At 64.0% G+C, this 12,100-nt stretch carries 10 protein-coding genes; 7 read left to right on the top strand and 3 right to left on the bottom strand.

The window, feature by feature from the left end:
- The first annotated feature begins 10 nt into the window (after positions 1 to 10).
- Complete coding sequence (locus tag ACX0MV_RS00745; protein WP_458980577.1) at positions 11 to 1,084, top strand: aminopeptidase; 1,074 nt, start codon at positions 11 to 13, stop codon at positions 1,082 to 1,084.
- A 67-nt stretch (positions 1,085 to 1,151) separates the two neighbouring features.
- On the top strand, positions 1,152 to 1,382 hold the full coding sequence (locus tag ACX0MV_RS00740; protein WP_458980576.1) for a DUF1161 domain-containing protein: 231 nt from the start codon (positions 1,152 to 1,154) through the stop codon (positions 1,380 to 1,382).
- Between the two features lie 48 nt (positions 1,383 to 1,430).
- On the opposite strand, the gene ACX0MV_RS00735 is transcribed toward ACX0MV_RS00740, so the two are convergent.
- The gene (locus ACX0MV_RS00735) at positions 1,431 to 2,078 is read right to left on the bottom strand and encodes an HAD family hydrolase (RefSeq protein WP_458980575.1); all 648 of its coding nucleotides are present in this window, start codon (positions 2,076 to 2,078) and stop codon (positions 1,431 to 1,433) included.
- 225 nt (positions 2,079 to 2,303) lie between these two features.
- Between ACX0MV_RS00735 and cas1f the strand changes: the two genes are divergently transcribed.
- On the top strand, positions 2,304 to 3,269 hold the full coding sequence (gene cas1f, locus ACX0MV_RS00730) for a type I-F CRISPR-associated endonuclease Cas1f (RefSeq protein WP_458980574.1): 966 nt from the start codon (positions 2,304 to 2,306) through the stop codon (positions 3,267 to 3,269).
- On the top strand, positions 3,266 to 6,616 hold the full coding sequence (cas3f, locus tag ACX0MV_RS00725) for a type I-F CRISPR-associated helicase Cas3f (protein ID WP_458980573.1): 3,351 nt from the start codon (positions 3,266 to 3,268) through the stop codon (positions 6,614 to 6,616). Before cas1f ends, cas3f begins: the two co-directional genes overlap by 4 nt.
- A 220-nt stretch (positions 6,617 to 6,836) precedes the next feature.
- Here cas3f and ACX0MV_RS00720 read toward each other — a convergent pair whose 3' ends face one another.
- Positions 6,837 to 8,102, bottom strand: coding sequence for a type II toxin-antitoxin system HipA family toxin (locus tag ACX0MV_RS00720; RefSeq protein ID WP_458980572.1), 1,266 nt, complete (start codon positions 8,100 to 8,102; stop codon positions 6,837 to 6,839).
- Complete coding sequence (locus ACX0MV_RS00715) at positions 8,102 to 8,440, bottom strand: helix-turn-helix transcriptional regulator (RefSeq protein WP_458980571.1); 339 nt, start codon at positions 8,438 to 8,440, stop codon at positions 8,102 to 8,104. Before ACX0MV_RS00715 ends, ACX0MV_RS00720 begins: the two co-directional genes overlap by 1 nt.
- Positions 8,441 to 8,716: 276 nt before the next feature.
- Between ACX0MV_RS00715 and csy1 the strand changes: the two genes are divergently transcribed.
- The 3 genes from csy1 to csy3 are packed head-to-tail and all read left to right on the top strand — an operon-like array spanning position 8,717 to position 12,100.
- Complete coding sequence (gene csy1 / locus ACX0MV_RS00710; protein ID WP_458980570.1) at positions 8,717 to 10,078, top strand: type I-F CRISPR-associated protein Csy1; 1,362 nt, start codon at positions 8,717 to 8,719, stop codon at positions 10,076 to 10,078.
- On the top strand, positions 10,071 to 11,075 hold the full coding sequence (csy2, locus tag ACX0MV_RS00705) for a type I-F CRISPR-associated protein Csy2 (protein WP_458980569.1): 1,005 nt from the start codon (positions 10,071 to 10,073) through the stop codon (positions 11,073 to 11,075). Before csy1 ends, csy2 begins: the two co-directional genes overlap by 8 nt.
- A gap of 5 nt (positions 11,076 to 11,080) precedes the next feature.
- On the top strand, positions 11,081 to 12,100 hold the full coding sequence (gene csy3, locus ACX0MV_RS00700; protein WP_458980568.1) for a type I-F CRISPR-associated protein Csy3: 1,020 nt from the start codon (positions 11,081 to 11,083) through the stop codon (positions 12,098 to 12,100).

The raw sequence follows: 12,100 nt of genomic DNA, 5'->3' as shown, positions 1-12,100 counted from the left end.
AGGTGGCGACATGACCTTTTCTTCGTTCTCTCTCGCAGTCGACCGCTGGCGCCGCCGCGCGGTTGCGCTGTGCGCCGCGTTGCTGCTTGGCGGCTGCGGCACCCTGGACTACTACGGGCATCTGGCTGTGGGTCATGTGCAGCTGTTGCAGGCTCGCCAGCCGATTGCCGGCCTGCTTGATGACCCCAGCGTCGACGTCCGTTTGCGCGAGCGCCTGGCCCTGGCGCGGCGGGCGCGCAGCTTTGCCAGCGGCGAGCTGGGCCTGCCGGACAACGGCAGTTACCGCCTGTACGCCGATATCCAGCGGCCTTACGTGGTGTGGAACCTGTTCGCCACGCCCGAGTTTGCAGTAACGCCCGAGCTGCATTGCTTTCCCGTCGCTGGCTGCGTGGCCTACCGCGGCTTCTACAGCCAGACTCGCGCGCGCGGCGCGGCGGCACTGCTCAAACAGCAGGGGCTGGACACCTACCTGGGCGGCGTCGAGGCCTATTCGACCCTCGGCTGGTTTGACGATCCGATCCTCAACACCATGCTGCGCTGGAGCGACGAGCGCCTGGTCGCGCTGATCTTCCACGAACTGGCGCACCAACAGCTGTATGTGAAAGACGACAGCGCCTTCAACGAATCCTTCGCGACCTTCGTCGAGCGCGAAGGCCTGCGCCAGTGGCAGCTGCACCACGGCAAGCCTGCCGCCGATCCCGAGGGCGACCGCCAGCGCCAGCAGTTCACCGCGCTGGTGCTGGCGAGCCGCACGCGGCTGCAGCAGCTGTATGCCAGCGAGCGCGACGCGGCGTCGATGCGCGTCGCCAAGCAGGCGGAGTTCGACCGATTGCGTACCGAATACCGCCAGTTGCGCGACCGCGAATGGGGTGGCGTCGGGCGTTATGACGGCTGGATCGAAGCGCCTCTGAACAACGCCAAACTGCTGCCGTTCGGCCTCTACGATCGCTGGGTCCCGGCCTTCGCCGTGCTGTTTCGTCAGGCCGGAGCGGACTGGGCGCGCTTCTATGCCCAGGTCGAAGCACTGGGCGCCTTGCCTGCCGCCGAGCGGGAGCAAACCTTGCAACGGTTGAATAGCGAGTGACGTCCAGAACTTGCCCGCCTCGACACCAGTCCAACGCTGGCAATCCCCCGACAACAGGAGCGTCACGATGAACAAATGGACCCTGGCCGTATTGCTTGGCCTGCTCGGCAGCACCGCCCTGGCGGCGCCCAAGCCGTGCGAAGAGTTGAAGCAGGAAATCGAAGTGAAAATCCAGGCTGCCGGCGTCGCCAGCTACACCCTGGAAATCGTGCCCAATGAAGAAGCCCAGGACCCCAACATGGTGGTGGGCAGCTGCGATGGCGGCACCAAGAAGATCATCTACCAGCGCAATGACTAGGCCACCACCGCGGGGCGTTCAGGCTCCAAGCCTGGGCGCTCCTGCGGCTTAGCCAGCAAATGCCCGATGCAGGTCGGCCAGGCTATTGAAGTGATAGGTTGGCGCCTCGGCCTGCAGCTCCGCCAGACTGCCGAAGCCATAGCCCACCGCTGCCGCATCCAGCCCGTTACGCTTCGCCCCGATCACGTCGTGCTTGCGATCACCGATCATCAGCGTGTCTTCGGGCGATAGTTGCTCCTGCTGCACCAGATGGCCAATCAACTCGACCTTGTCGGTGCGCGTGCCGTCCAGCTCACTGCCGTAGATCACCTTAAAGTGCCGGGCAAAATCGAAATGTCGGGCAATTTCCGCGGCGAACACCGTCGGCTTGCTGGTGGCGATATACAGCGTGCGGTTCTGCTGCAGCAGCAGCTCAAGAAGCTCGCCTACCCCGTCGAACACCTGATTCTCGTACAGCCCGACCTCACGAAAACGCTCGCGGTAGTGATTCACCGCCTGCCAGGCCGTGGCCTCGTCGAACTGGTAGGCCTGCATAAAGCACTGCAGCAGCGGCGGCCCGATAAAATGCTCCAGCGTGGCCAGATCAGGCTCATGGATATCCAGTTGCGCCAGCGCATGCTGCACCGACCGCGTGATGCCCTCACGCGGGTCGGTCAGCGTGCCGTCGAGGTCGAACAGGATGTTTTGGTAGTGCATGAGCGGTCGGCCCTGGCGGTAAATCGAGACGTCAGAATAACGCCTTGGGTGTTTGCATGCAGTAGGCGATGCGGCCGCTCGCCGATAACGATATGGCGATTATTTAGGCAGTGGATATTTAGAAGGTTTCTATTCAGGACTGTGGATCGAAGCGTCTGAGCGCGGCTGCGTTTCAAATCTTCAGATATGCGCCAGAATGCCAGCACCTTATCGGCGGGAGGCCTCATGGACGATTTCAGCGCCAGCGATCTTAAGACGATCCTGCATTCCAAGCGCGCCAATATTTATTACCTGCAGCACTGCCGCGTGCTGGTCAATGGTGGGCGGGTCGAGTACGTGACCGATGCTGGCAAGCAGTCGCTGTACTGGAATATCCCCATCGCCAATACCACCACGATACTGCTTGGCACCGGCACCTCGGTGACCCAGGCGGCGATGCGCGAGTTGGCCAAGGCCGGCGTGTTGGTCGGATTCTGCGGGGGCGGTGGTACGCCGTTATTTTCCGCCAACGAGGTGGATATCGAGGTCGCCTGGTTCTCGCCGCAAAGCGAGTACCGGCCCACCGAATACCTGCAGCAATGGGTGCGCTTCTGGTTCGACGACAGCTTGCGCCTGGCGGCGGCCAAGGCCTTCCAGTGCGCACGGTTGCAGCGTATCCGCCAGGGCTGGCAGAGCCGCGTACTGCGCGATGCCGGTTTTAATATCGACACCGCCGAGCTGGAGGGCGCCCTTGATGCCTCGCTGCTCGCCATTGAAGCGGCGCAGGACAATACCTTTCTGCTGACCGAGGAAGCGCGGCTGAGCAAGCGCCTGTTCGCCCTGGCCGCACGCGCCTCGGGCTATGGTGATTTCACCCGTGCCAAGGGCGGCAGTGGCGGTGATCCGGCCAACCGCTTTCTTGACCACGGCAACTACCTGGCCTACGGCTTGGGCGCCACTGCCACCTGGGTGCTGGGCATTCCCCATGGCCTGGCGGTGCTGCACGGCAAGACCCGGCGCGGCGGCCTGGTGTTCGATGTCGCCGACCTGGTCAAGGACGCCACCATCCTGCCGCAGGCTTTTGTCAGCGCTGTGCGCGGCGATGAGGAACAGGAGTTCCGCCAGGCCTGCATCGAGAACCTGATCCGCAGCGAGTCGCTGGACTTTATGATCGACACGCTCAAGGCCGTGGCCGAGCAGACCGGCCGATGAATATCCTGTTGATCGCCCAGTGTGACAAGCGCGCCCTGGTGGAAAGCCGGCGCATCCTTGACCAGTTTGCCGAGCGTCGCGGCGAGCGCACCTGGCAAACGCCGATCACCCAGGCCGGCCTGGATACCCTGCGCAAGCTGCTGAAGAAAAGCGCCCGGCGCAACACCGCCGTGGCCTGCCACTGGATTCGCGGGCGCGACCACAGCGAGCTGCTGTGGATAGTTGGCGACGCCAGCCGCTTCAACGTGCAAGGCGCGGTGCCGACCAACAGCACCCAGCGCGACGTGCTGCGCAAGAGCGACGAGAACGACTGGCACAGCGCCGAGGACATCTGCCTGCTCAGCACCCTGGCGGCGCTGCTGCACGACCTGGGCAAGGCCAGCCTAGCGTTTCAGAACCGCCTAAAGCCCGGCGCGCCCATGGAGCGCAACCTGTACCGCCACGAGTGGACCTCGCTGCGGCTGTTCCAGGCCTTTGTCGGCAATGATGAGGACCCGACCTGGCTGGCGCGCCTGGCCAATCCCTCGGCCGAAGACCACGCCAGTTGGCTTAGCCGTCTGCAACGCGACGGCCTCGACCCTGGCTGCGACAAACCCTTCAAAAGCCTGCCGCCATTGGCCGCCGCGCTGTCCTGGTTGGTGCTCACCCATCACCGTTTGCCGCAAATGCCCGGTGAGGACGGCAGCCTGGGCGGCAAAATCCGCAGCTTCCAGTTCGGCATGCTCAAGAGCGTACCGGGCGATATCGACGCCGCCTGGAACGAGCACTGCCGCACCCAGGACAAGGCGCTGATAGAGCCCTACTGGCAGTTCCCCCACGGCCTGCCGGTGACTACCGAACGCTGGTGCAAGCGCGCCAGCAAACAGGCCGAGCGGCTGCTGGCCCTGTTGCCGCGCCGTGGCCCGCACGACTGGTTGCGCAGCCCCTACTTGATGCACCTGTCGCGCCTGAGCCTGATGCTCGCCGACCACTACTACTCCAGCCTCACCGGCGCGGGCCGGGTGCAGGGCGAAACCGACTATCCGCTGTGGGCCAATACCGAACGCAAGAGCGGCAAGCCCAACCAGGGCCTCGATGAGCACTTGCTTGGCGTTGAGGCCAATGCCGCGCTGATCTGCCACCGCCTGGCGGATTTCGAGCGCAGCCTGCCGCGTTTGGCGCGGCATAAAGGCTTGAAGAAGCGCAGCCGCGATGAGCGTTTCCGCTGGCAGGACAAAGCCTTCGACCTGGCCGCCGGCATGCGCGAGCAGGCTGCTCGGCACGGTGCTTTTATCGTCAATATGGCCTCCACCGGCTGCGGCAAGACCTTGGCTAACGCGCGCATCATGTATGCCCTGAACGACCCCGAGCGCGGCATGCGCTGCGCCTTCGCCCTTGGCTTGCGCAGCCTGACCCTGCAAACCGGGCAGGCCTTTCGCGAGCGCCTGCGCCTGGGCGAAGACGACCTGGCGATCCGCGTGGGTGGCACCGCCAGCCGCGAGCTGTTCGAGCACCAAGCGGACGTAGCCGAGCGCAGCGGCTCGGCGTCGAGCCAGGCGCTGTTCGACGACGACGGCCATGTGCGTTTCGACGGCAACGAAGACGCCCACCCGCTGCCCAACAAGGTGATCCACGAACCCCAGGTGCGCGCCTTGCTAGTCGCGCCGCTGCTGGTCTGCACCATCGACCACCTAACCCCCGCCACCGAAAGCCAGCGCGGCGGCCGGCAGATCGCCCCCATGCTGCGCCTGATGAGCAGCGACCTGGTGCTCGACGAACCGGACGATTTCGACATCGCCGACCTGCCGGCCCTGGCGCGCCTGGTGCACTGGGCCGGGCTGCTTGGCAGTCGCGTCTTGCTGTCTTCGGCCACCCTGCCGCCGGCGCTGATCTATGGCCTGTTCGAGGCCTACCGCGCGGGGCGGATCGAATACCAGCAGCACCGTGGCGAGCGTCCTGGCGAGCTGCCGGATATCGCCTGCGCCTGGGTCGACGAACAACGGCAAACGCGGCTGGACTGTAGCGATAGCGCGGCATTCAGTGCGGCCCATCACGACTTTGCCCAGCGCCGCCACGCCTGGCTCGGCGAACAGGCGGCACGGCGCCACTGCCAATTGCTGCCGCTGCGTTTTGCCAGCCAGCGCCCGGAGGAAATTCGTCAGGCCTTCGCCGAGCAGGTGCTCGCTGCCGCGCAAAAACTGCATGGTGAGCACGCCACGCTCGATCCGCACAGCGGCAAGCGGGTCAGCTTCGGCCTGGTGCGCATGGCCAATATCGAACCGCTGTTCGACGTGGCCCTGGCGCTGTTTCGCCTGGGTGCGGCCGAAGGCATGCGGATTCACCTGTGCGTCTACCACTCGCAATTTCCCCTGCTGCTGCGCTCGGCCATCGAGAGCCGGCTGGATGCCACCCTCAAACGTGAGCAGCCCGATGCGGTGTTCGCGCTGCCGGATATTCGCCAACGGCTGACCGATTTCGACGAGCCGGAGCAGCTGTTTATCGTGCTTGGCTCGCCGGTCACTGAAGTCGGCCGCGACCATGATTACGACTGGGCGGTGGTCGAGCCCTCGTCCATGCGTTCGCTGATCCAGCTCGCTGGCCGCGTACGGCGGCATCGTCCCGAGCCCTGCGCATTGGTCAATGTGCAGGTCTTCGACAGCAACCTGCGCCACGCTGAACACCGCGACCAACCGGCGTTCTGCAAACCGGGTTTCGAGAACGAACGCCCCTGGCTATTGAATTCCTATCGTTTGGATAAGCTGCTGGAGGCCGAGCAGTACCAACGCATCGACGCCCGTCCGCGCATCCTCGAACGGCCGGCACCGCTTAACCACAACGGCAACCTGGTCGACCTGGAACACGCGCGCCTGCAGGACTGGATGCTGCATAAAGCCGAGCCAGACCCGGCCATGCTGTCAGAGCGCGAGCGGCGGCGACAAAGCAGCCAGAACCGCGAACTCAACGCCCATGACGGCTGGCACCAACCGCTGCTGCACCTCACCGCCATCGCCCAGCAACAACAGCCGTTCCGCTGGGATCCCCTGCCGCGTGTCGAGTTGGTGCTACTACCCGATGAAGACGGCGAGGACTACCAACTGACCCGCATCGACCCCGGCAAGCGCCGCTACGAGGTGGTGTATGTGGAGATAGATAAAAGCAAAAACCAGCGCATCGCCGACAGCGAACTAGCCGGCCCGCGCATCAGCCCCTGGGGCACAACCGACTACCTCACCGCGCTCGATGAACTGGCCCAGGAACTGGACATGCCCCTGGAGGCCTGCGCCAAACGCTTCGGCACCATTAGCCTGCCGGATAACGACCGCGGCTGGCGCTTTCACCCCGCGCTGGGGTTCGCCAAACGTAGATAGCCAAGCGAGTAGATAGGGGTGAGGCGCAGTTGAACGCGTTGCGGTTAGGCGACGCACATCCAATGACGTAGCGGGCAAGTAGCCTGGGTTGAGCGCAGCGATACCCAGGAGAGAATACCCCGGGTGTCGCTACGCTCGACCCAGGCTACCGATGCAGATGCAGCAGCTACGAAAAGCATCAACACACAATATGGGACAGGGCTTTCAGGAGCCCGTCCGCCTAACTCTCGATGCGAAAGTCCTTATGCAGCGCCTGCCAATGCTCGCGCAGGGCGGCCTTGTGCACGTCGTGCATCGGGCTGTCGCGCAAGGCGGCCGGCCATAGCTCGCGGGCTTTGCCGATGGCAGCCTTGAGGTTGTAGAGGATCGGCGACTCCGGCAGATCCGCGCGGTTGGCCCAGCGGCGGAAGTGTTCGAGCGACACCGCATACCACTGCTTGGTCTGCGCCATATTCAGCGCGTAGTGCTGCTCAGCGGGGATATAGGCTTTGGTGAAGAGGATGTCATAGGCCGGCGCCAGCACGGGGTTTACGCCATCGGGGTAGAGAATGCTCCAGTTCTTCAAATGCGCGTCGCCGTTGCCCAGCAGGATATTGACCAACAGGCGCACGGCCATCTGCACCACATCGCGCTGGCCGTTGTAAGTGTTCTGGTAGATCAGCCGGGCGATCTGTTCGTAACTGGCCTTCTGGTATTTCTCGGCGGCATAGCTGAACAACACCTGGGCGAAGTCCTCGGCATGCACGCGCCGCCCTTCGGCCCGGTCGAAACGGCGGATGCCGTAGGCATAGCCTTCGTCAGGCAGCTTGATCTCTGGCAGGCGTTCGAGCTTGTCCAGCTCCACCAGGCGGATCTCCGGGATATCCACGCCGGCCAGCGCTGCCAGGTGCATGCTGGTGTACTCGTTCAGCGGTACATGGGCATGCACCGTGGACGGCGTCTTGATAATCCAGTCACCGGGCGCCGCCGCATCCCCCAATTGGTAACGGCCATCGCGCTGGTGCATGGAAAACTTCATTTGCACCCCGGCCAGGGAAAAATGCGCCACCCGGTCCACGGCATCCACCGCCACCCGGTCGAGCCGTCCGCGGTCACCAAAGGCCGCATCCGGGATGGCCTCGGCAGCAACCGGTTCGGCGATTAGCGCACCGGGCAGGTCGCCGCCCAGGTGTACCAACAGCGGAAACTCGTTGTGCTCATGGACCTTCAAGCGCTGGGCCAGCAGTTGGCGCAAGGCGCCTTCGGGCAGCAGGTTGCTCAGCAGTGGGTGCAACTGCATGTTGGTCGCCACCGGGAAAATCTTGCCAGCACGAGCCGCGAAGGTGGCTGGGTTGGCCAGTGACAGGGTCAGCGCGGGGCGGTTGGCATCCTCAACAAACGACGGCGCCAGCGACAACACCGTGCGGTTATGCGCATAGCCGGCCACATAACCCACCAACTGCCCATGCAGCGTCAGCCTGAGTGCCGAAACCTGCTCGCCGGCCATCAGTCGTCACCCAGGTCTTGCCAAGGGTCTTCGATGGTTTCCTTGACGCCCGCGCCAGGCATAGACGGCGAGCGGTCCATAATGTGGTTCTGTTGCGCCTTGGCGGGGCCGGCCTCCAGCAGTTGCTCGACCTGACGCGCCAGCTCCTTGGGGATCAGCATCAGCGTTGCGTCCAGGCCTTCGGCGATCTTATCCAGGGTGGCCAGGCTCGGGTTGCCGTCTTTTTCGATCTTGCCGTACTGCTGGCGATTGAGCCCCACCCGCAACGGCATATCCGTGCCTTTTAGGCCGAGTAGCAGGCGTCGGCGTTTGATCTGGGTCAGCACTGTGCTGCGCATGGGCTATCTCACTCGCTCTATCTAATGTGCAGCATATAAGGCTCTATCGGATAAAAAGAGTCTTACATGCTGCAAATAAATCTACTCGAAACTTATGTGCTTCATTAGTAAATGAAGTTTATAAGCTTCACAAGCATTTATGTGCAGTATAAATGCTGCCTTTAAAAGCTAATGCAGCATAAAAGGTTCAAACGGTCTGAGTTAGACGGACACTCAAGACTAGTGGCAAAACAATGCTACTTTTCGTGTTGCCTCCCAGCACAAGGACACGCTGCTATGAACGACCCCTCCCCACACCGACAAAGCGAAATCCGCAGTCTTATCCAAGGTTTTATCGCCGAACGCCTGGCCACCAAGCTCGAAGGCTTGCCCGCCGATGACCCCAAACGCGCCACCCTGCAGGCCCAATACACCCCGGCGGTATGGCTGGAAGATGCCGCCCGGCGTGCCGGGCAGATCCAGGCGGTGACCCATACGCTCAAGGCGATTCACCCGGATGCCAAGGGCACCAATCTCTATTGTTTGCCGAGCGCGCTGCCCCAGTATCAGTTGGTCGGCAGCCATTGCCTGGGCGACGACTTTGCCGACGATGTGGTGGGTAATGCCGCCGCGCTGGATGTGTATAAGTTGCTCAAGCTGGAGCATGAAGGCCAGCCATTGCTCAGCCTGCTACTGGCCGAGGATGGCGACGCCCTGGCGGCGTTGCACGATGATGCCGAGCAGGCCCGCAGCCTGACAGCCGCCTTTACCGGCCTCACCCGCGTGCGGGATGACCTGGCGTCTCATACCCATGGCAAGCAGCTCTATTGGCTGGCTGGCGACGATCCACGCAACGACGCGCACTTTCATCTGCTCGCGCCGCTGTATGCCAGCTCGTTGGCACACCGGGTTTACCAGGGCATCCAGGCGGATCGCTTCGGCGAGCCGGCCAAGGAAGCGCGGCAGGCGCGCCGCGACAAGCAGTTTCACCCCGGCATCATCCGTGAGTACCCGCAGTTGGCGGTGCAGAAGCTCGGTGGTACCAAGCCGCAGAATATCTCCCAACTCAACAGCGAACGGCGTGGCGACAACTACCTGCTCGCCTCCCTGCCGCCAAGCTGGCAGCAGCGTGATGTGCGCCTGCCGATCCGCACCCAGGACGGCTCGATCTTCCCGGCCTTTGGCCAACGCCCGGCTGTGGCCGAGCTGGTGCGCACGCTGCGTGACTTCCTCCTCAGCGGCCCGCCACTGAACGTGCATACCCGCAACAGCCGCGATGAACTGCTGACCGAGTTGATCAACGAGCTGCTGCTGTACGCCGCCGAACTCTGGGCTTTCGAGCCCGGCTGGTCGGCCAAGCCTGAGTGCAACCTCAACCGCGCCGAGCAACTGTGGCTGGACTTTCGCCGCGCCGCGCAGGATGAGGTGTTCGCCAGCGAGTGGCGGCGCATGGCCTGGGTCGATGAACTGCGCGAGCGGTTCGCCAACTGGCTCAACACCCGCCTGGTCAGCAAGCTTTCGGTCGGCGATGTGGAAAACAGCTACTGGGCCCAGCAGTTCGGCAGCAATGCCCTGTGGCTCGATCTCAACTGGCTGAACCAGGCCTGGCTTAAACAATTCGAGCGCGAGCAACGCGACCTGGGAGACGAGCATGAGTGAACTGCCAGCCTCCAACGGCCTGCTGATCGTCCCCCATGTGCGGGTGCAGAACGCCAACGCCATCTCCAGCTCGCTGACCTGGGGCTTCCCCGCCATCAGCGCGTTTATCGGCCTGATGCACGCCGTCGAGCGCAAGCTGGCGGGCCGCTACCCGCTGCAGTTCGACAGCGTCGGGGTGATCTGCCACAGCCATGAGGCGCAAGTCACCGACGGTTACCAGCGCGCCTTCCACCTGACCCGCAACCCGGTGAATGAGCGCGGCGAAACCGCCGCCATTGTCGAAGAAGGGCGCATCCATCTGGAGCTGACCCTGGTCTTCGCCGTCTGCGGTTACGCCGACGGTGAGCAACCCGACCCGGTGCAGGGCGACAGGCAACAGCGTCAGCAGATCGCCCGCGACGTCGCCGAGTTGCTGGGCGGTATGCGCATCGCCGGTGGTAGCGTGTTCCTCGACCCGCAGCGCCAGCCCGCGCTGGAACGCCTGTCGCCAAATGGCCACGAGCGCAGCGAGCAATTCCGCCGTTTGCGCCGCCGCTGGTTGCCGGGCTTCGCCCTGGTCAGCCGTGACGACCTGCTCGGCACGCACCTGGATAACCTGCGTGCCGAGAACCCCAACGCCGACCTGCTCGACGCCTGGCTCGACCTCTCCCGGCTGAATATCCGCGCCACAGAAACCCGCGCGGCCAGCGACACCCAGGCGGCCAAGGTCGAGTGGCGCGCCCAGCGTGTGCTGCCCAATGGCTGGCTGGTGCCGATTCCGGTGGGTTACGGCGCGCTAAGCCCACTGCAGGCGGCCGGCAGCGTTGCCAATGCGCGGGATGGGCAAACCCCACTGCGCTTCGTTGAAAGCCTCTACTCCATCGGCCAATGGCTCAACCCGCACCGGTTGGGCGATGTCGATGACCTGCTCTGGTGCGCCAGCGCCGAACCCGAAGCCGGCCTGTACCGCTGCCACAACCACTATGCCCGTAGCCTTTCTGTTGATGACAAGGAGTGACCATCATGACCACCACACCGCTGAAAACCGCTTCCGTACTGGCCTTCGAGCGCAAGCTCGATCCCTCCGACGCGCTGTTCCATTCGGGTGACTGGCAGACGCGGGATAACTGGCAGCCGCTGGCTGTGCGGGAGAAATCCGTGCGCGGCACCATCTCCAACCGCCTCAAAACCAAAGACCAAGACCCGGCCAAGCTCGACGCTGCCATCGAAAACCCCAACCTGCAGACCGTCGACGTCGCCGCCCTGCCGCACGACGCCGATACCCTGCGCGTCAGCTTCACCCTGCGCGTACTCGGCGGTGCCGGCACGCCCTCGGCCTGCAACGATGCCGCCTACCGGCAGAAGCTGCTGGACACCGTGCATGGTTATGTCGGCGCTCACGGCTTCGGCGAACTGGCGCGGCGCTACGCACACAACCTGGCCAACGGGCGCTTCCTGTGGCGCAACCGCATCGGTGCCGAACAGGTAGAAGTGCAGATCGCCCATCTGGTCGACGGCAAGCCCGCCAAGCACTGGACCTTCGACGCCCTGGGCCTGTCCCTGCGCCACTTCGACGTCACTGGCCCGGCTGCCACGGCCCTGGGCGAACTGGCAGCGCTGATTAGCGAAGGCCTGGACGGTGATCGGCATGTGCTGCTCGGCGTTACCGCTTACGTGCGTATCGGCACCGGCCAGGAAGTGTTCCCGTCCCAGGAGCTGATCCTCGACCGTGGCAAGGGCGACAAGAGCAAAACCCTGTACAGCGTCAACGGCATCGCCGGCATCCACTCGCAAAAACTCGGCAACGCCCTGCGCACCGTCGACACCTGGTACCCCGACGCCGGCGACCTCGGCCCCATCGCAGTGGAACCCTACGGCTCGGTCACCACCGAAGGCCGCGCCTACCGCCAGCCCAAAGCCAAGGCGGACTTCTACAACCTGCTGGATAACTGGCTGCTCAAGGACAGGGCGCCAAGTGAAGGCGACCAGCACTTCGTCATGGCCACCCTGATTCGCGGTGGCGTGTTTGGTGAGGCGGGCTAG

This window comes from Pseudomonas cistanchae, assembly GCF_054483635.1.
The sequence above is the reverse complement of the archived record's forward strand: the minus strand, read 5'-3'. Positions and strand labels throughout refer to the sequence as shown.